The organism is Domibacillus robiginosus (genome assembly GCF_000966195.1).
Classification (GTDB): domain Bacteria; phylum Bacillota; class Bacilli; order Bacillales; family Domibacillaceae; genus Domibacillus; species Domibacillus robiginosus.
Genome location: NZ_LAHL01000003.1, coordinates 228,103 through 246,640, shown reverse-complemented (window position 1 = coordinate 246,640; position 18,538 = coordinate 228,103). Strand labels below are relative to the sequence as shown.

19 protein-coding genes are annotated in these 18,538 nt (G+C 44.1%); 5 read left to right on the top strand and 14 right to left on the bottom strand.

Features of this window, described 5'->3' with window-relative positions; all coding sequences use genetic code 11:
• Positions 1-10: 10 nt before the first annotated feature.
• The 6 genes from VP97_RS01945 to VP97_RS01920 form a co-directional block, all read right to left on the bottom strand.
• On the bottom strand, positions 11-973 hold the full coding sequence (locus tag VP97_RS01945; protein WP_050179978.1) for a siderophore ABC transporter substrate-binding protein: 963 nt from the start codon (positions 971-973) through the stop codon (positions 11-13).
• Positions 974-988: 15 nt separating this feature from the next.
• Positions 989-1,747 carry an iron ABC transporter ATP-binding protein gene (locus VP97_RS01940; protein WP_050179977.1) on the bottom strand — a complete coding sequence of 253 codons (759 nt, stop codon included), beginning with the start codon at positions 1,745-1,747 and terminating at the stop codon, positions 989-991.
• Positions 1,747-2,694: an iron chelate uptake ABC transporter family permease subunit gene (locus VP97_RS01935; RefSeq protein ID WP_050179976.1), complete on the bottom strand. Its 948-nt coding sequence runs from the start codon at positions 2,692-2,694 to the stop codon at positions 1,747-1,749. The genes VP97_RS01940 and VP97_RS01935 overlap by 1 nt, the downstream gene beginning before the upstream one ends.
• Positions 2,687-3,637, bottom strand: coding sequence for an ABC transporter permease (locus tag VP97_RS01930; RefSeq protein ID WP_050179975.1), 951 nt, complete (start codon positions 3,635-3,637; stop codon positions 2,687-2,689). Before VP97_RS01930 ends, VP97_RS01935 begins: the two co-directional genes overlap by 8 nt.
• A gap of 103 nt (positions 3,638-3,740) precedes the next feature.
• On the bottom strand, positions 3,741-4,169 hold the full coding sequence (locus VP97_RS01925) for a MarR family winged helix-turn-helix transcriptional regulator (protein WP_050179974.1): 429 nt from the start codon (positions 4,167-4,169) through the stop codon (positions 3,741-3,743).
• A 77-nt stretch (positions 4,170-4,246) separates the two neighbouring features.
• Positions 4,247-4,558, bottom strand: a complete 312-nt coding sequence (locus VP97_RS01920; protein WP_050179973.1) for an antibiotic biosynthesis monooxygenase family protein — start codon at positions 4,556-4,558, stop codon at positions 4,247-4,249.
• Between the two features lie 157 nt (positions 4,559-4,715).
• On the opposite strand from VP97_RS01920, the gene VP97_RS01915 reads away from it, so the two are divergent.
• On the top strand, positions 4,716-6,863 hold the full coding sequence (locus VP97_RS01915; RefSeq protein ID WP_050179972.1) for an MMPL family transporter: 2,148 nt from the start codon (positions 4,716-4,718) through the stop codon (positions 6,861-6,863).
• Between the two features lie 29 nt (positions 6,864-6,892).
• On the opposite strand, the gene VP97_RS01910 is transcribed toward VP97_RS01915, so the two are convergent.
• Positions 6,893-7,732 carry a DUF2268 domain-containing putative Zn-dependent protease gene (locus tag VP97_RS01910; RefSeq protein ID WP_050179971.1) on the bottom strand — a complete coding sequence of 280 codons (840 nt, stop codon included), beginning with the start codon at positions 7,730-7,732 and terminating at the stop codon, positions 6,893-6,895.
• Between the two features lie 164 nt (positions 7,733-7,896).
• Between VP97_RS01910 and VP97_RS01905 the strand changes: the two genes are divergently transcribed.
• Positions 7,897-8,157, top strand: coding sequence for a hypothetical protein (locus VP97_RS01905; protein ID WP_050179970.1), 261 nt, complete (start codon positions 7,897-7,899; stop codon positions 8,155-8,157).
• A gap of 76 nt (positions 8,158-8,233) precedes the next feature.
• Positions 8,234-8,467, top strand: a complete 234-nt coding sequence (locus VP97_RS23630) for a hypothetical protein (protein WP_156153380.1) — start codon at positions 8,234-8,236, stop codon at positions 8,465-8,467.
• Positions 8,468-8,645: 178 nt separating this feature from the next.
• Here VP97_RS23630 and hflX read toward each other — a convergent pair whose 3' ends face one another.
• From hflX to nirB, 7 genes are all read right to left on the bottom strand, one after another.
• On the bottom strand, positions 8,646-9,914 hold the full coding sequence (gene hflX / locus VP97_RS01900; protein WP_050179969.1) for a GTPase HflX: 1,269 nt from the start codon (positions 9,912-9,914) through the stop codon (positions 8,646-8,648).
• Between the two features lie 139 nt (positions 9,915-10,053).
• Positions 10,054-10,887 (bottom strand): undecaprenyl-diphosphate phosphatase, encoded by an 834-nt coding sequence (locus VP97_RS01895; RefSeq protein WP_050179968.1) that lies wholly within the window; start codon positions 10,885-10,887, stop codon positions 10,054-10,056.
• 65 nt (positions 10,888-10,952) lie between these two features.
• The gene (locus VP97_RS01890; protein ID WP_050179967.1) at positions 10,953-11,237 is read right to left on the bottom strand and encodes an AbrB/MazE/SpoVT family DNA-binding domain-containing protein; all 285 of its coding nucleotides are present in this window, start codon (positions 11,235-11,237) and stop codon (positions 10,953-10,955) included.
• Between the two features lie 909 nt (positions 11,238-12,146).
• Positions 12,147-12,749, bottom strand: coding sequence for an alpha/beta hydrolase (locus VP97_RS01885; protein ID WP_050179966.1), 603 nt, complete (start codon positions 12,747-12,749; stop codon positions 12,147-12,149).
• 84 nt (positions 12,750-12,833) lie between these two features.
• Positions 12,834-13,583, bottom strand: a complete 750-nt coding sequence (cobA, locus tag VP97_RS01880; protein WP_050179965.1) for a uroporphyrinogen-III C-methyltransferase — start codon at positions 13,581-13,583, stop codon at positions 12,834-12,836.
• An 18-nt stretch (positions 13,584-13,601) separates the two neighbouring features.
• The gene (nirD, locus tag VP97_RS01875; protein WP_050179964.1) at positions 13,602-13,919 is read right to left on the bottom strand and encodes a nitrite reductase small subunit NirD; all 318 of its coding nucleotides are present in this window, start codon (positions 13,917-13,919) and stop codon (positions 13,602-13,604) included.
• 15 nt (positions 13,920-13,934) lie between these two features.
• Positions 13,935-16,346 carry a nitrite reductase large subunit NirB gene (nirB, locus tag VP97_RS01870; protein ID WP_050179963.1) on the bottom strand — a complete coding sequence of 804 codons (2,412 nt, stop codon included), beginning with the start codon at positions 16,344-16,346 and terminating at the stop codon, positions 13,935-13,937.
• Positions 16,347-16,528: 182 nt separating this feature from the next.
• Here nirB and VP97_RS01865 point away from each other — a divergent pair, with 182 nt between their 5' ends.
• Together VP97_RS01865 and VP97_RS01860 are read left to right on the top strand one after the other, a co-directional pair.
• The gene (locus tag VP97_RS01865) at positions 16,529-16,855 is read left to right on the top strand and encodes a MerR family transcriptional regulator (RefSeq protein ID WP_050179962.1); all 327 of its coding nucleotides are present in this window, start codon (positions 16,529-16,531) and stop codon (positions 16,853-16,855) included.
• Between the two features lie 127 nt (positions 16,856-16,982).
• Positions 16,983-18,503: a sensor domain-containing diguanylate cyclase gene (locus VP97_RS01860; protein ID WP_050179961.1), complete on the top strand. Its 1,521-nt coding sequence runs from the start codon at positions 16,983-16,985 to the stop codon at positions 18,501-18,503.
• The last annotated feature ends 35 nt before the right edge of the window (positions 18,504-18,538 follow it).

Below are 18,538 nucleotides of genomic sequence, written 5' to 3'. Positions count from 1 at the left end.
CTGTTTTTTATTACTTGCTGATTCCTTTTTCAATTTCATCTGCCTGTGCTAAAACAGACTGCAAGCCGCCGCCTGATAAGTACCAGACATTTGGATCAAGGTAAACAACATGATCGTTTTTCACAGCTTTTGTGTCTTTTACAAGGTCATTTTCTACAACCTGTTTCACAGAGGATTCGCCCTCAGTTACAACCGCACCGCGGTCAACAACAAACAAGTAGTCCGGATCTTTTTCCACAAGATATTCAAATGAAATGCTCTGGCCATGCGTAGATACTTCAAGATTTTCATCAGCCGCTTTTACACCAAATACATCATGGATAATACCAAAGCGTGAAGCTGGGCCATAAGCGCTGATTTTGCCTTCGTTCGCTAGAATGATAAGGCCTTTTTCTTCCATTGCTGATGCTTTTTCATTCAATGCGGTAATTTTTTCATCAATAGCTGAAAGTTTTTCTTCTACTTCTGCTTCTTTATCAAAAATTTGTCCGATTGTTGTTGCATTTTTCTTGAATGATTCCATGTAGTTCGCTGCGTCAACAGCCAGGTAAACAGTCGGGGCAATTTCTGCGAACTGGTCATACAAATCCATTTGACGGCCTGAAATAACAATCAAATCCGGAGCCAGTTCATTGATTTTTTCAAAATCCGGTTCTTTTAAGCTGCCTACATTTTCATATTTTTCGTCTTCAAATTGTGATAAATAATCTGGAATATTTTCTTTTGGAAGACCGACCGGCTCAATGCCAAGCTCTGCCATTGTATCAAGTGAACCAAAGTCGAAAACGACTACTTTTTCCGGGTTTACAGGTACTGTTGTTTCACCAAGCTCATGTGTAACGGTTACTTCTTTTGGTGCTTCATTGCCTTCTGCCGGTTCTGTTTCGGCTTTTTCACCGGAAGTGGATGAACTGCATGCCGCTGCAATTACCGCAAAAACGGCCATAACGATAAATAATAAATATTTTTTCATGATACGCTCCTTTTATCAGCTGAAATAAACGCAGATTTTTTGATTGTTAATTTCTTGAATAGACATATCCATCCCATATACCTGCTTGAGTGTCAATGTGGTAATAATTTCGTTAACCGTCCCCTGTGCTTCGACTTTTCCGTCCTTAAGCGCGACGATATAATCGGAATACACAGAAGCAAAGTTGATATCGTGAATAACAATTAAAACGGTTTTGCCCAGCTCATCAGCCAGCCGGCGCAGCACCTTCATAATTTGAACAGAATGCTTCATATCCAGATTATTCAAGGGCTCGTCTAAGAGAATGTATTCAGTATCTTGAGCAATAGTCATGGCAATGAATGCCCGCTGCTTTTGACCACCGGACAGCTGATCTAAATAGCGGTCCTGCAGGTCTTCGAGTTCCATATAGCGAAGTGCTTCATCAATAAAAACGTGATCTTCTTTCGTTAATTTCCCCTGTGAGTAAGGAAAACGGCCAAACGCAACAAGATCGCGCACTGATAAGCGCAGGCTTAAATGATTGGCCTGCTTTAAAATCGCCATTTTTTTGGCCAGGTCCCGGCTTTTTGTTTCATTTACTTTTTGTCCGTCAATCAGCACTTCACCGGTATCTGCACTCATCAAGCGGCTGATAATGGATAAAAGCGTACTTTTCCCGGCACCGTTCGGACCGATAAACGATGTGATTTTACCTTTTTGAATATTGACTGACACATCATCAACAACTGCTTTTAATCCGTATGATTTCGAGATAGACTGCACTTCTACCATTATTTTTTACTCTCCCTTAACAATAAGTATATAAAGTAAATGCCGCCAACAAAGTTAATGATGACACTGAGCTGCGTAGAAAATGTAAATACATGTTCAACGAGCATTTGACCACCGGAAAGTGCCACGATCGATACGAGCGTCGAAGCAAAAATCAGCACGGAATGCTTATATGTTTTAAACATTTCATAAGCGACGTTTACAACAAGCAGCCCAAGAAACGTAATCGGGCCAACGAGCGCTGTGGCTACGGAAATCAAAATCGCAATTACGACTAGAAGCCGTTTTACCGTGTAGTCATAATCAACACCAAGGTTAATAGCGGTTTCTTTCCCAAGTGACAATACATCCAGATATTTAAAAAACTTCATTAAGTAAACAAGCGCTGCAGCAGTGATCACTGCTGCCATCACTAAAACCTCTGTTTGGATATTATTAAAGCTCGCAAACATCCGGTCTTGAATAATTTGAAATTCGTTCGGGTCAATTAGCACCTGCATAAATGAGGTGAAGCTGCCGAAAAATGTACCAAAAATAAGGCCAAGCAGCAGTAAAAAGTAAATGTTCTGTCCTTCCCGGCGAAACAGCAGCCGGTATAAAATAAGAGCGAACACGACCATAAAGCCGATTGAAATCGCGAAATTCACTTGTTTATTCATGACTGTTAGGCTGGTAGAACCAAGGAAAAATACAAGTGTTGTTTGCACCAGCATGTACAGGGAATCAAGACCGATAATGCTCGGCGTTAAAATCCGGTTGTTTGTCACTGTTTGAAACAGCAGTGTAGCAATCGCAATAACCGTTCCTGTCAGCACAATCGCTGCTATTTTTTCTGCCCGCCTTGGCAATGCGTAATCCCAGTTTGGTCCAAGTTCAATAAACATATAGCCGACAATGGAAGCGGCCGCTAGCACAATTAATATCGTCAGTTTGCCCTTTTCACGCATAATCCCGTCTCCTCATCAGCAAGTAAATAAAAATCCCGCTTCCAATGACCCCAACCGTCAAGCCAATTGGAATTTCATATGGAAAAATGATGATTCGTCCGAGAATATCGCAGAACAAGATAAAGACGGCACCTAAAAGCGCTGTATCAAACAAGCTGTTTTTCAAGTTGTCTCCACGGTAAATCGACACAATATTCGGAACAACAAGTCCAAGGAACGGAATAAGCCCGACGGTCAGCACAACAAGCGTGGTGGACAGGGCTACAATAATCAGACCTACGTTTACGGCCTGCTTGTAATTTAAACCAAGGTTTTTCGCAAAATCTTCTCCCATCCCGGCAATGGTGAACCGGTCAGCGAAAAAGTAAGCAATGACCACGAGCGGAACACTTATGTATAGCATTTCATAGCGGCCGGCAGTAATCATGGAGAAATCACCCTGCAGCCAGGCCGACATATTTTGAATCAAGTCATGCTTGTAAGCGAAAAATGTCGTGATAGAGCTAATAATGTTACCGAACATCAGCCCGACAAGCGGAATAAAAATAGGATCCTTCATTTTAATCCGGTCTAGAACCTTCATAAACAAAAATGTGCCCGCAAGCGAAAATATAAAGGCAATAACCATTTTTTCAAGCGGACCGGCTGAAGTAAAGACAATCAGCGCGACCAGGATACCAAACCGGGCCGAATCCATTGTTCCTGCCGTAGTCGGTGAAACAAATTTATTACGACTTAGCTGCTGCATAATAAAACCACTGATGCTGAGCGTGACACCGGCAATTAAAATACTAACGAGCCGCGGCACCCGGCTCTGCCAAAAAATTTGGGTTTGATGATCGCTAAATCGGAATAAATCAAGCGGTGAAATATTGGTTACACCGACGAACAATGAAGCAAAAGACAATAAAACAAGCAGTATTACTAAGTAACGTTTTTTCATTCATTTGCCCTACCCTTTGTATTGCTGTCAGGCAGTTGGTGATAGAGAGATTCATTCTCAATTGAAAAGAAAGATAAATGCCGATCCGAAATCGACACCACGTCTACGACAAATTGCGGCGGATGCGATCTAACGTACGCAAACACTGTTCCCATTCAGCCGGATCAATTCCGGCGGATGCTTCTTCGATCGTTTGAAGAGCCAGAGCAGTGTATTCATCCTTCATCCGCTTGCTTTCTTTTGTTAAAAAAACAAGATTTATACGTTTGTCCGTCGGATGTGGGCGCCGTTCAACAAGACTGCTTCGTTCCATATTTGCGATAAGTCGTGATACGCTCGGTTCATCCCGCTCGTTTAAAACAGCGAGTGACTGCTGCGTTTGTCCGTCTCTTTCAAATAAGCGGCTTAACAGCTGCCACTGTTCATGAGTAATCGGACATCCGTTGGACCGAAAGAGCTGATTCAGTCTGTTCGTCATAAGACGTGAACTCTGAAATAGCTTATATCCGATTGAATCATCCAGCTTATACATAGCCATTCTCCTCTGACAGCTTATCCCTTTAATTGTAAAGGAAAGAACTTGTCGGCGCAAGCATATATCACACTATACTATACGGATGCTGGAGAAGCTGCCTCTACGAACGTTTCATTTTGAAAATCAAGGATATAATCTGGTTTTTCCCGTTTAGCCCGGTGGCCAGCAATGTGAACAGGACTTTTTTTCCACCCTTTGTACGCTGCTTCTGATTCCCAATGGATGGCGACAATCACTTTTTCTTCTTCCTTACTGCGTGAGCGCACCCAGATTTTCTTTTCAATAAAACCTTCCATTTCCGCCATGGCATTTTTCCCTTGAAAGTTCTCTACGATCAGGTGGGACGTTCCCGGCTTTACAGTAATGGTTTTCATTTCAACAAACACGTTTCTCCCTCCTTTTTTGAAAATTTAACTGTTTATACATTTATATTATATTGATAATGATTTTCAGTGTCAACACCAACTTTACTAAACGAATTATTTCACAGTTGGGCAGATTTTCCTTTATGATGAAGCGAGAAAGAAAAAAGGAGCTGCTTCCATGAAGAATCAATCATTTGTTATATCATTCTGGAAATCTATCCTTGTTCTTTGGCTGATTATGGCAGTCGTATTCGGATTTTTTGCTGCCAAGCTTCCTTCTAAACTCGAAGGAGACGGCTTTCGAACAGATGGTGATTACGAGGCGGTTCAGCAGGAGCTGCATGAAACGTTTCATTTTCCGGAAAACACGCTGCTTGTTTTATTCGAAAAAAGCAGCGGCGAATCTTCTGAGGATTTTCAATCAAAAATCAATACCGTGTTAACAGATATCGAGCGATCTGTATTACCTTCTGCCATCGATTCACCGCTTACAAAAAAGGAATGGCTGAAAGAAGAAATAGCATATGGAGCAATACACTTTGACGATCCATCGAGGCCAATGGACCCGGTGATCGAAGACGTCCGGGCTGTTTTGGCAAAAGAAAACGGCGTATCACTGACTGGCGGACCGGTTATTTCAAAAGATATTAACCAGGCCAGCCAGGATGACTTAAAACGGGCGGAGCTAATTGGTCTGCCCGTCGCGCTCATTGTACTGCTCCTCGCGCTCGGAACAGTTGTTGCTTCAGTTCTTCCGCTTATTATCGGCGGCATCACCATCGTAGTCGGCTTTGGAGTTTTATCTTTTATCGCGGATTCAGTTGACCTGGCTATTTTCATTTTGAATATTGCACCAATGCTTGGACTGGCGCTGTCGATCGACTTTTCTCTTTTATTTATTAACCGCTATAAAGAAGAACGCGCTCATGGGCGGTCACTTGAGGAAGCGATCCGGATTACACAAGCAAAAGCCGGCCACTCCATTCTTTTTTCTGCGCTATGCGTGTTTATTGGACTCGGTGCTGTCCTGCTGATTGACATTGATATTTTCAAAAACGTCGCTATTGGCGGTATGACTGTGATTGCCATTGCAGTGCTTGCATCAATGACACTGCTTCCGGCCCTTTTAAAGCTGCTTGGCGACCGTATTTACAAAGGACGAATCCTGCGAACCTCTGGAGATTCCTCCAGCCGTTGGCGCTTATTTGCCGGCTTTGTAATGAAACGTCCGGTTGCAGTTGCGCTGCTGGCTCTTTTTCTTCTTGGTGCAGCGCTCATCCCTGCGAAAAATATGCAGCTCGCTATTCCAGCAGCTGATTCGCTGCCAACCACGTTCGAATCAAGAACGGCCTATGACAAAATTGAAAAGAATTTTATGGAGGATACTGCTTCAACGGTATACGCGGTTGCCGAACGAAATGGCGGCTGGCTAAGCGTCGATGGGCTAGCCGTTATGAAAGAATTGCAGGAAGAATTTGAACAGAGCGGGACGGTCAGCGGCGTAGAAACCCTGTTTTCCGTAAGCGGTCAAAGTGATCCAGAAGAGCTGGCAACTTCTCTTCAAAATCCGCAGCTGTCCGCTCAGCTTCAGCCAGCTATCGAAGGCTTTATTCAAGAGGACAAGCTTTTGCTTCCTATCTCGCTTAATGCGGAAGCAGCTTCTGATGAAGCACAAACTGTAGTACGAAATTGGAGCGAAGAGGACTGGCCGGCAACCGTTACATTTGGCGGCCAGCCAAAATTTAATCAGGAGCTGTATGATGAAATTTTCGACAAAGTGGTGCCTGTGCTGGCGGTTATTTTGATTTCTACCTTTTTCATTTTAATGATTGCATTCCGATCGATTTTCATTCCACTCAAAGCAATTCTGATGAATGTTTTAAGCCTCGCTGCCACATTCGGCATTCTCGTCTGGCTGTTTCAAGGCGGACATCTTGGTATGGAGCCGGCCTCTGTTTCTCTTATTTTACCGGTGCTCGTTTTTAGTCTTGTATTTGGCCTTAGCATGGATTACGAAGTGTTTCTGATCTCGCGAATTCGTGAATTTTATCTGGCCACAAACGATAATACACATGCGACTGTAGAAGGGCTGGCAAGCACCAGCAAAATCATCACCTCTGCTGCTTTAATTATGATTGCCATTACAGGTGCTTTTGCTTTTACCGGTGTGGTGCCTGTTAAACAAATTGGCATCGGGATTGCCATTGCGATTGCACTTGATGCAACGATTGTGCGGCTGCTGCTTGTACCAAGTTTAATGAAGCTTCTCGGTGCAGCCAACTGGTGGATGCCATTTCAAACGAAACGCAAAAAGCAGTCTTCCTAAGGGAGACTGCTTTTTAATCTTGCTCGCTGTTACAAGTGAAAAGCCGATCCTGCCACTATCTCATGGGCTGTTTTATGCAGCAGCTCATTTATATCAAAAGGACCGCAGCGCCTATCAAAAGAATCGACCAGATGAAAGCCGATGCAATAGCCCATCCATTTGGGGATACCCTCCTGCTTATTCCCATATAAAAAGCGGTCATACTGATCTCTCCCTACTAGCTCTAAAGCGGGTACAAACATTTTCTCCCATACTGCCATTCTTCTTTCAGGCGTGTAAAAACCGGTCCAGGGAGCCAGCCACTTTTCTCCGTACAATTTTTTTACTGCAATCTCACCAAGCCCTTCTAAAACAAGCACTTCCTTTAAATTTAAAGCTTCATCCTCCTTTTTCATGTGAAAGAGCCGGCACACATGACTATATTCATGTGCAAGCAGTGCTTTTACCTCTTCCCTTTGCAAACCCGGTGTCAAAAATAAAAAAATTACATTCCCAACGGCGATCCCATTTTTCTTTATATCTGTTTTTTTTCGCTGTGAACGTACCGTCCGCACTGGAAAAAGAACAATCTCGACTTCAGGCCCCCTCCATTTCTTTCTTAGCTCTTTATATTCATGGTTTACGAGCACCCACAGGCCGCTTTTCTCCATTTCATGTACTTTCTGCCGCGTCTCTCTCCATTGGGCTGGCTCAAAAAGCCCGCTCGCAAGCAGGTGATAATGAAGCTCCTCCCGGCTAAGAGCCGGAAAAAAAGGCTGAATCGGTGTACACAACTCTTGACATTGAATAAAATAAGCGTTCTTCCCCCCACTTTTTTCACATTCTTTAGCAAACTGATCCAACCAGATTCTGCTGTTTAAAACAGGCACCGTGCTGCCTCCTTTCCTGTGAACTTCTTATATATATATGAACAGGTTCATTTTCAGACAGCCATGCCTTTTTTTCATAGAAAAAAAGTGTAAGTTATAGACTTTTGGTTTAGCCAGCTTTTTTTCTCCTGCATAAACTATGAAACAAAGAGAGGAGGAGAATGATGTCTCAGACAAACTATTATCGCCTTTGCTCGCAGCACATGGGAAAAAAAGCAAGAATTACATGCCATGACGGCAAAGTACACACTGGCACGATTACACGCGTAACAAGAAGCCACGTATGGATTCGCCCTTCTGGCGGTTTTGGCGGATTTGGATACGGCTTTTTTGGCGGGTATGGATATGGGTACGGATATGGTTATCCAATCGCGTTAGGGGCTATTGCTGGATTTGCTTTAGCGTCCGCACTTTTCTTATGGTAAACAAAATAAAAAAGGTCATCACGTTTAGGTGATGACCTTTCAGTGTGTAGACAAACTATTATTGTGAACCGCGCACATGAACAGACTCGGTCGGCGGCGTCCGGGCAGCTCTGCTTTCCATGGGGCAGGCGCCGAGCCCGACTGCGCCTGGCGGCTCCATCGGTCTCAGCTGCCCGCTCGTCCCATAGGAGTCTACGCTGCCCGGACACCGCCAAGTGGCTTGCGCCAAAATTGGATGGAGCTAATTTGGTTGTATGTTTCCTTTGACAAAGAGAAAATGGCTGCTCCATCCTTGCTTATTGATCTTTAACACCACTTAGTGAAGCCTGCGGGACGTACAGTGAGTTGGGAGATCCCGCACTGCCTTAGGATGCGCGAAGTCCGGCAGGCTTCACTTGTCGGCTCTTTTTTAAAAGGAAAAGATTTTGTCTACACACTGAGGTCATCACGGTTAGGTGATGACCTTTTTAAAATAAAAACTGATCACTTCAGCTGATGACAAAGGATTTGAATTTTTCATAATCTTTTCGATTGCATTCAACAATTAGCTTTGTTCCACTTTCTTCATATTTTGTTTCAAGAACAGCTGAATGCTCATTGAAATAAGAAACCACATCGCCCTCATGAAAAGGGATAAGCAGTGTACAGCGAATATAATCTTTAAATAAATGTCCCTTTAGGACCTCTGTTAGTTCACTTATACCGGCCCTTTCCTTAGCAGATACATAAACAGAATCGCCAGCTGCCCGCGGATACTCAACACCGGCTAGATCTGCTTTATTGTATACATATACAACCGGCATGTTTTCCGCTCCAATATCTGCCAGCGTTTTTTCAGTAATATCCATCATCGTCTCAAACTGTGGGCTTGATACGTCAATAACATGAACAAGTACATCCGCGAAAGCCGCTTCCTCCAGTGTTGAACGAAAGGCCTTTACAAGGTGGTGTGGCAGTTTATTAACAAATCCAACTGTATCCGCCAGCAGAAACTCTTTTTTATCCGGCAGCTCAATGCTGCGAACCGATGTATCAAGCGTGGCAAAAAGCATATCTTTTTCAAATACCTCTGCCCCATCTCCGCCATACGTTCCAAGCATGGCATTCATAACTGTTGATTTCCCCGCATTTGTATAGCCAACCAGGGCGGCAACAGGCAGGTTGTTTTTCTGCCGCTGTCTGCGCTGTACGGTCCGCTGCTCTGAAATTTTAGTCAGTTCTCTGCGCAAATAAGCAATTTTCGACTCAATTTTCCGCCGGTCAAGCTCAAGCTTCGTTTCCCCGGCACCACGATTTTTAAAACCAGATCCGCCCCCCTGGCGCCCGAGTGCCACATAAGTGCCGACCAGGCGCGGCAGCATATATTGAAGACGGGCCATTTCCACCTGAAGCTGGGCTTCTTTTGTTTTGGCACGCCGTCCAAAAATATCTAAAATCAGCATCGTTCGGTCGATTACTTCGCAGTCAAGCTCTTTTTCAAGGTTGCGAATTTGCGACGGCGATAGCTCGCTGTCAAAAATAACGACATCTGCTTCCATTTGCTCAACGAGATGCTGCAGCTCCTCCACTTTCCCTGTTCCCATATAAAGCGCCGGATGGGCACGCGGCAGATTTTGAGTCAGCTCGCCCTTTACCTCAATACCGCATGCTTCTGCCAAATTTTTCAGCTCTTCCATTGAGTAATGAAAGTCCCCGCCACTATCTGTATTCACACCTGCTGTAATGCCTTTGAGTTGTTCGACTTTTGTTTCGTTCATGTGAGCCTCCGTTCTCAAAAAACCGCAGACATCAGCCTGCGGTTCGGTTTCGTGCTGTTAGTTTACCACGCCCGCGTCTTTTAAATCAAACGCTGTGAACACTTCTTTCCATATAAAAAAAGCGGGGTATACACCCCGCTTACAAAAAGACGAAATAAATGACCGCTGCCAGAATGATACGATAAATGGCAAACGGGATTAATTTAATACGACTAATCAATTTTAAGAAGAACTTGATGGAAATCAAAGCAAAAACGAAAGCACTAATAAAACCGACTGCGTAAAAAGGAAGATCAGAGCTTGAAATATATTCAAGGTTTTTCAACAGCGAAATAGAGCTGGCCCCAGCCATAATTGGCACGGCCATAATAAACGTAAAGTCCGATGCAGCACGATAACCCATGCCAACAAGAACCCCGCCAGAGATGGTAGATCCAGAACGTGAAAAACCAGGAAGCAGAACAGAAAGACATTGAAAAATACCAACAAGAAATGCTTGCTTGTACGTTATTTGATCGACAGTCTCAGCAATATTGGCCGTTTGTTTTCTGCCTCTGTAAAGATCTGCAATAATCATTAGGACAGCGCCGGCCACAAGGCCAATCAATACGGTCTCAGTCGTAAACAAATACTTATCAATCGTATCTTCAAACAAAACACCTAAAACCCCGGCTGGAATCAATCCAACAAGCACCTGGCCAAGCCGAAGCCGGTCTTCCTTGCCGCGTGTTTCTTTGTTTAAGCCAAGCAAATCAATAAACCGCTGCCTGAAAACAACAACTACAGCTAAAATCGAACCGAGCTGAATCACAACCTTAAACGTGTTGGCTGCGTACTTTCCTAAAAATTCTTTGGAGTGAAGCCACATATCATCAACAATAATCATGTGCCCTGTTGAAGAAACCGGGGCAAATTCAGTCATCCCTTCGACAAGTCCAAGGATCACCGCTTTTAATAGAGTGATAAAATCCATTCCTATTCTCCTTTGTCAGATTTCCACTCTCTAAAGTAGCATACTTTTCACTATACGCCAATCGATTACTGTTTAGACTTCCATTCTTCAAGAATCATCAGAGCCGCTTCTTTGCTTAAGCGAATACCGCCGCTAAATGACTGGCAATCTGGTGAAGCGCTGCCTGTTACATAGCACATTTGTGCTTCTTCGATCTGCTCCTCTATGTACTTTTCCATCACAATTTCATCCTGCTTTCCTATAACTCGCACACGGTCTTCCGGAGAAATACCAAGCTCCTCCCGCACCGGTTTAGGGAGTACCACCCGCCCCTGTGCATCCATAATTCGCTTTGACTTCACCGTAATCATGTACTTCACCTCTTTTAGTAAGATATGACTACTATTTCACCCTTTCCTTTTTTAGTCAAAACACGATAAATAAGGAAAAAAACAAAAAAGATACTTCCCATAAGATCCTATTACCTAATTAACTAATTTTAAAATGAATCTTCAAACTTACTTTTTATATTAAATAGATCTAAAAGACTATATAAATCGCATAAAGATTTTAAATTTACCTTATTTACAATTAATGTTAAAAATATATGATTTTAAATAATGTAAAAAGCTTCTATATATATCTTGTGTTGAAAAAAGGGGACCAAAATGAACGCCTCACCTTTTGAAAACCAAGTTTTAGAATTGTAACAGCAGCTTTATCAGCTCTTCTTATTCCCTACATCCTTATTTTTCAACTCTAATTTACGGATGTAGAGAAAATGCATGAACAGCTTAACGATTTGTCTCAATCTTCTGCCAGTCAAAAGAAAACCAGATCACAATAATATAAAACAAAAAACGCCTTGCGAACAAGGCGTTTCAGTGTCTGGACAAAGTCTTCCGCTTTTAAAAAAGAGCCGATCAGTGAAGCCGGCCAGACTGCGCGCACCTTAGGGCAGTGCGGGAGCTTCCTCGGCTGCGCCTGCGGTGTCTCCCGACTCACTGTACTTACCGCAGGAGTCTTCGTCCGGCAGGCTTCACTAAGTGGTGTTGAAGATCCATAAGCATGGACTGAATAGAAATGTTCTCTTTTTTAAACAGAAAGATATGACCTATACAATCTTGTCGCAAGCCACTTGGCGGTGGGAGGGCGGCGCAGGCTCCATGGAAAGCGGACTGCCTGGACACCGCCGATTCGTCCATTCATGTGGACAGTCATCCATATCACTGTCCACAGTCTGGAACGCCTTGCGAACAAAACGTTTTTTATCAGAACAATTAAGCGAGATGGGTTTTAAACCACTGTGCTGCTGCCTGCACTTCTGTAGCTGTCAGCATATGGCCATTCATTTCCCAGTGAACGTCTGTTTCTGCGCCGGCGCCAGCCAGCAGCGCCGCTAAATCATCGGTTTCTTTTGCCGGACAAATAGGATCATTTTTTCCGGCTGTAATCAAAACAGGAGTGCCTGTTAAATCTGGAAGTTCAATCCCTCTTCTCGGCACCATCGGATGATGAAGAATTGCACCTTTTAAAGAATCTTTCAAATGAAATAATAGACTTGCGGCAATGTTTGCGCCATTCGAGTAGCCGATCGCCACCACTTTATCCCGGTTAAACCCGTAATCGCGTGCCGCCTGGGCTAAAAATTCATTTAATTCATTTGTGCGGAACACTAAATCTTCCTCATCAAATACCCCTTCTGCCAGCCGTCTGAAAAAGCGCGGCATGCCGTTTTCAAGCACATTTCCCCGCACGCTCAATACAGACGCAGCCGGATCAATACTGTCGGCAAGCGGCAGCAGGTCATGCTCTGTGCCGCCTGTTCCATGCAGCAGGAGCAAAACACGGTCATTTTCTCCTTTTTGAAATATATGTTTCATTCTGCTTCCACCCCTTTTGTTTCCATTATCTCGAATTAAAGATAATGGTACAGGAGGAAAAGGAATGAGTCAATTTATTTACAACTAGTAAGCAGCAGCCAGCTCCATTTCACGCTCAAGCTGCTCTCGGCAGTTCACCACATCACCGATGACGATGACAGCAGGATTTCCTATATCCTGTTTTTGCGCTTCTTCTGCAATACGGCAGAGCGGCGCTGTGACAACGCGCTGCGCACTTGTAGTACCCTGTTCAATCACCGCTGCCATCATAGCGCTGCTTCGTCCATGATAAATCAGCTCTTTCGTAATATGCGCTAAATGTTTCATACCCATATAAATCACAAGTGTATCAACAGACGTGGCGAGCTTTGACCAATCTGTTTCTTCCTTGCCTTCCATTTGATGACCTGTGACGATCGCAAACGAATTTCCGTATTCTCGATGGGTGACGGGGATATCCGCATAAGCGGGTGCCGCAATACCCGCTGTAATGCCCGGTATGATGTTTACTGAAATGCCAAAGCTTCTTACATAAGCAGCTTCTTCACCGCCGCGCCCGAATACAAACGGGTCCCCTCCTTTTAAACGTACAACACTTTTTCCATCGGAAGCGAACTTTACCATCAGCCGATTAATCCGGTCCTGAGTCATCACATGATTACCCGGAAACTTTCCGCAAAAGATGCGGACGGCCGATGGCTTTGACTCCTTCAACAGCTCTTTGTTTACAAGCCGGTCATATAAAATAACGTCGGCCGTTTGAATGGCTTTTAATGCTTTAACAGTAATAAGTTCCGGATCTCCCGGCCCTGCTCCTACAATCGATACGCCCACCTTCGTCCACCTCCATCTTTAAATAAATAAGTATATGTCGTCATCTTCAATAACGGCTTTATACGTAGAGACACAGCCGGTATCCGGCGCCTGCACCTTTCCATCGGCTGTGCAAATTTTCCAGTCATGCATCGGACAGAAAACGTGCTCGCCGCTGACAATCCCTTCAGCGAGCACCCCTCCTTTATGCGGGCAGCGGTTTTCAATTGCCCGAACCTGGCCATTGCCCAGTTTAAACACCGCCAGCTCGAGGTCTCCAATTCGGACGGTTTTGCCCATTCTCTCCGGAAGCTCATGAATCGAGGCGATCCGTACTTTTTCCAGTGTTTTTTCCATGTTCATGTCCCCCTTTTATTTGGTTGTGCTCACAAGCTCTGTTTCATATAGTTCTTTTCGGATTTTCTCGCTTTCGATAACTTCCTTCCACGGCTCTTTTGTGGCAGACAGTGCTTCGTCAATACGGGCATTCAGCGCGTCCCTTGTCGCTTTATCAGACAGCACTTGTTTAATGTGATCAAGGCCGACACGCTCCACCCAGGCCGCCGTCCGCTCAAGATATACCGCATCCTCCCGGTAATACTGCATAAAGGCACCCGTCATTTCCATGACTTCTTCGTTCGTTTTTACTTTGCAGAAAAGATCCGCTGCCCGCAGGTGTGTTCCGCCGTTTCCGCCAACGTATATTTCCCACCCGCCGTCTACACCCACGACGCCAATATCCTTGATGCCCGATTCGGCACAGTTGCGCGGGCAGGCAGATACGGCCATTTTTACTTTATGCGGTGTACCGATTCGCTCGAATTTCTTTTCCATTTCGATCCCCATGCTCATGGAGTCCTGGGTGCCGAAGCGGCAGAAGCTTTCACCGACGCATGTTTTCACCGTTCGTAATGTTTTCCCATACGCATAGCCCGATGGCATATCCAGATCGGCCCACATGCCCGGCAGATCTTCTTTTTTCACGCCGAACAGGTCAATCCGCTGTCCACCGGTTACTTTAATGAGCGGTACGCTGTATTTATCTGCTACATCGGCAATTTTCCGCAGGTCGTCCGCTGATGTGACGCCGCCGTACATACGCGGCACCACCGAATACGTGCCGTCTTTTTGAATGTTTCCGTGCATACGCTCATTCACAAACTTGGAGGCTTTTTCATCCTCGTATTCTGTCGGGTTGATCATGCCTAAATAATAGTTCAGCGCCGGACGGCATTTGGAGCAGCCGCCGTCTGTTTCCCAGCCAAGCACATTCATTACTTCTTTTGTATGGTTCAGCCCTTTTTCACGGATCGCTTCGACCACTTCGTCGCGGGACAGCGCCGTGCAGCCGCAGATCGCTTCTTTTTGAGTAGAGGTGTCAAAGCTGTCGCCAAGCGTATGTGCCAGCAGGTCAACCACAAGCGGTTTACAGCCGCCGCATGAGCGGGAAGCGCCTGTGCACCCTTTTACTTCATCCACGGTTGTTAAGCCGTTTTCTTTAATGGCACAAACAATGTCACCCTTGGATACACCATTACAGCCGCAGATCAGTTCACTGTCATCCATTGATGCCACCAGACTTCCACCGCCATCGGTTTCTTCTGCTGCACCCATGTAGTCCTCCACGTCCGCTTTCTTATTAATTAAGCGAAGCAGCTTGTTTCCTTCACCTGTGTCTCCAAACAGGACAGCACCGGCCATTTTCCCATCGCGGATTAAGACCTTTTTGTATGTGCCTTTCCAATCATCAAACATTTTAATGGTCTTTGTTTCCTCGTCCTCGACAATTTCACCGACCGAGAATACGTCTACACCCGAGACTTTTAACTGTGTCGATAGAACCGAACCTTCATAGCCGGCAGCTACTGTACCACAAATATGTGCCGCCATCGCTTTGCCCTGTTCATAAAGCGGTGCGACAAGACCATACACCACTTCACGGTGCTCTGCGCACTCCCCAACTGCATACACGTCTGGAATATTCGTTTCCATGTAGTCATTGACGAGGATGCCCCGGTTTACGGCAATGCCACTTTCTTTCGCCAGGGACGTATTCGGGCGGATACCAGCTGCCATAACCACAAGATCCGTTTCGATTTCTTCCCCGTCATTAAAGCGGATGCCTTCTACTCTTTCTCCACCTACAATCTCGGCTGTCTGCTTATTCATCAGGAAATTCATGCCCTGCTTTTCGAGCTCTTTTCGCAGCATTTTACCGGCTGTTTCATCCAGCTGGCGCTCCATTAAAAAGTCAGCCAGGTGAATCACATTCACTTCCATACCAAGATTTAAAAGCCCGCGTGCCGCTTCCAGGCCAAGCAGGCCGCCACCGATCACTGATGCTTTTTTATATTGTTTCGATGCGTTAATCATTTTTTCACAGTCTTTAATATCGCGGAACGCAGTCACGCCTTTTTTTTCGTGACCCGGCACCGGGATAATAAAGGGAACGGAACCTGTGGCAATAATTAATTTGTCGTATACGACTACGCGTTCTTTATCGGTATAAATCATCTTTTTTTCTGTATCGATTCGACTTACTTTTTCTCCAGCATAAATATGAATATTGTTTTCTGCATACCAGTTCCAGTCGTTCAATGTGATGTCCGCAATTTCCGTATCACCTTGAAGCACTTTTGATAGTTGGATGCGATTATAGTTTGGATAAGGCTCTTCGCCGAAAATCGTAATATCAAAGCGATCTGAATTTATTTTTAATAATTCTTCAATGGATCTGACACCGGCCATCCCATTTCCGATTAATACAATTTTTTCTTTTGTCATCTGAACATCCTCCTTGGTGGCTGTTGATAGTGTTGATTATAGGAGACTTAAAAGAAGTAGTCACAATAAATGTTATATAATCTAACATAATAATTATTTGTAAGAAAATATTACATATAATTGTTACATAAATTAACTCATTGATATATAATAGTAAAGGTAATTCATTTCGAGGTGATTCCATGACAGATGAAGAAAAAAGCTATAAGACGAAAAAGGTTATTACAATTGGAATTGTGAGCGAATTAACCGGCTTGTCTGAACGTCAGATTCGCTACTATGAAGAACGCCAGCTTATTTTCCCAGACCGCTCAGAGCGGGGTACACGAAAATATTCATTTGGCGATGTGGAAACACTAATGGATATTGCCAATCAGATGGAAGATGGTGTCCGAACATTTGAAATCAGACAGGAAATGAAGAAAAAACCAGACCAGGACAAATTGAAACGAAGCATGATCAAAGGACAGCTGAATGCACGATTTGGCATTCAAAACAAATTCAAATGAAAGTTCCCGGAAACGCTGTTCCCGGGAACCTTTTTTTGCTTGTAAACAGCTTGTTTAAAACAATGTTGAATCTATTAAATGTCTGATAAAGCTGTGGTAAAATGCAAGTAAAAAAGGATTTATTTATATGAAGAAAACAAAATGGAGTACTTTTTTCCAGGCTTTCTTACAACCAGGCCAGCATGCAGATGAACAACTTTTCCAGCGTCAGCACGGCGAGCTGCTGTTTACCAGGCTCCGGACTGTCTGTTTTATGATTGTGATCACCTATCCACTTTATCTCGCTTTGGATATTTATTTTTTAACAACAGGAGAAAAACGTTTGAATTTAGCGATTCTCGCTTCCCTGCATTTTCTTTCATTTTTTATATCCCTTCTTTTTTTGCTCGTTCGCAAGTGGGTGACCCAGCGCCACCAGGATGACCGAAGTGTTTTTTTGCATTATGTATGCTGTTACTATTGCTTTTATCTTTTCATCGGTGCGGCCGGCTCACTGAACAGCCAGTTTCTCACGAACAATATTTATGCTTATTTAGTGATTTTACTGGCGGCATCCGTTGTTTTTCCAATCCCTCCCTCGAAATCAGCGGGTATACTGATCGGCATTCACCTTTTGTTTCTAGCAGGCTTAATGAAAATCGACGGTTTTTCTCTTACATCGATTATGAATATGATTAATTCCACCGCTACAGCAGGGATTGCTTTTTTTCTGTCAGCTACTTTTTATTTTTATCGAAAAAGGGAAACAGAAAGCCAGCTGCTGCTCCAAAAAAATGAAAAAACGTTTCGCCTTTTATTTGATTTGAATCCACACCCGCTCATTTTAGCCAGGCTTTCAGGCAATGAAATTTTGCTGCTTAACCAGCGGGCTTATGCTTACTATGAGGGAAGTCAGCTGCTTGAGAAAGGGGCAGGCCTTTTTTTCAAAGATTCCTATGAACAGCGTAATATGATCAATATTTTGAAGGATCAAAAAAGCATTAAGGGGTATTTAACACCTCATTTTGATCCGGCAAAAAAGGATATCTGGATTATGCTGAATGTAGAATTAGTTGAGTATTTTGGAGAGGCGTGCTTGTTGATCGGCACAACAGACGTTACTAGCTTTAAAGCAGAGGAAGAAAAACTGTCAGCCCATGCTTTTCTGGATGAATTGACCGGTATCATGAACAGACGAAAAGGGCTCAATATTCTTTCCAGCTTGTTACACAGCCGCGAGGCCAGCCCATTTACACTTTGTTACATTGATATTAACGGTTTAAAAACAGTCAATGATCGGTACGGTCATAACAAAGGCGATCAGTTTATCCAGGAGATTTGTCAGGCGATTCAAAAAGCACTTCATGAAGAAGATGTTTTATTTCGCCTGGGCGGAGATGAATTTATTATTCTTTTTCCCAATCAGCCGCCAGAAGCCGCCAATAGAACCTGGGCCGCGATTAGGACCGAATTTGATCGCGCCAACCAAATTTCCCAGCAGCCATATGAATTATCAGCAAGCCACGGCATCTGCTATTATCACCCCGGAATGAATATTTCCCTTGAGGAGCTGCTTGAAATGGCCGATCAGGAAATGTATAAAGAAAAAAGAAAGGTACAAAGCGAGCCGCGCGCTTCCTCTTACGCTAAAAAACCGTGCACGGAATGAAAGTAAGCATACCTTCATTCCGTGCATGGTTTAAC

Excerpts from the sequence above, each read along its gene's own strand:
- VP97_RS01945 (WP_050179978.1), bottom strand. The coding sequence starts at position 973 with ATGAAAAAATATTTATTATTTATCGTTATGGCCGTTTTTGCGGTAATT.
- VP97_RS01940 (WP_050179977.1), bottom strand. The coding sequence starts at position 1,747 with ATGGTAGAAGTGCAGTCTATCTCGAAATCATACGGATTAAAAGCAGTT.
- VP97_RS01935 (WP_050179976.1), bottom strand. The coding sequence starts at position 2,694 with ATGCGTGAAAAGGGCAAACTGACGATATTAATTGTGCTAGCGGCCGCT.
- VP97_RS01930 (WP_050179975.1), bottom strand. The coding sequence starts at position 3,637 with ATGAAAAAACGTTACTTAGTAATACTGCTTGTTTTATTGTCTTTTGCT.
- VP97_RS01925 (WP_050179974.1), bottom strand. The coding sequence starts at position 4,169 with ATGTATAAGCTGGATGATTCAATCGGATATAAGCTATTTCAGAGTTCA.
- VP97_RS01915 (WP_050179972.1), top strand. The coding sequence starts at position 4,716 with ATGAAGAATCAATCATTTGTTATATCATTCTGGAAATCTATCCTTGTT.
- VP97_RS01905 (WP_050179970.1), top strand. The coding sequence starts at position 7,897 with ATGTCTCAGACAAACTATTATCGCCTTTGCTCGCAGCACATGGGAAAA.
- VP97_RS23630 (WP_156153380.1), top strand. The coding sequence starts at position 8,234 with ATGAACAGACTCGGTCGGCGGCGTCCGGGCAGCTCTGCTTTCCATGGG.
- hflX (WP_050179969.1), bottom strand. The coding sequence starts at position 9,914 with ATGAACGAAACAAAAGTCGAACAACTCAAAGGCATTACAGCAGGTGTG.
- VP97_RS01895 (WP_050179968.1), bottom strand. The coding sequence starts at position 10,887 with ATGGATTTTATCACTCTATTAAAAGCGGTGATCCTTGGACTTGTCGAA.
- VP97_RS01890 (WP_050179967.1), bottom strand. The coding sequence starts at position 11,237 with ATGATTACGGTGAAGTCAAAGCGAATTATGGATGCACAGGGGCGGGTG.
- VP97_RS01885 (WP_050179966.1), bottom strand. The coding sequence starts at position 12,749 with ATGAAACATATATTTCAAAAAGGAGAAAATGACCGTGTTTTGCTCCTG.
- nirD (WP_050179964.1), bottom strand. The coding sequence starts at position 13,919 with ATGGAAAAAACACTGGAAAAAGTACGGATCGCCTCGATTCATGAGCTT.
- nirB (WP_050179963.1), bottom strand. The coding sequence starts at position 16,346 with ATGACAAAAGAAAAAATTGTATTAATCGGAAATGGGATGGCCGGTGTC.
- VP97_RS01865 (WP_050179962.1), top strand. The coding sequence starts at position 16,529 with ATGACAGATGAAGAAAAAAGCTATAAGACGAAAAAGGTTATTACAATT.
- VP97_RS01860 (WP_050179961.1), top strand. The coding sequence starts at position 16,983 with ATGAAGAAAACAAAATGGAGTACTTTTTTCCAGGCTTTCTTACAACCA.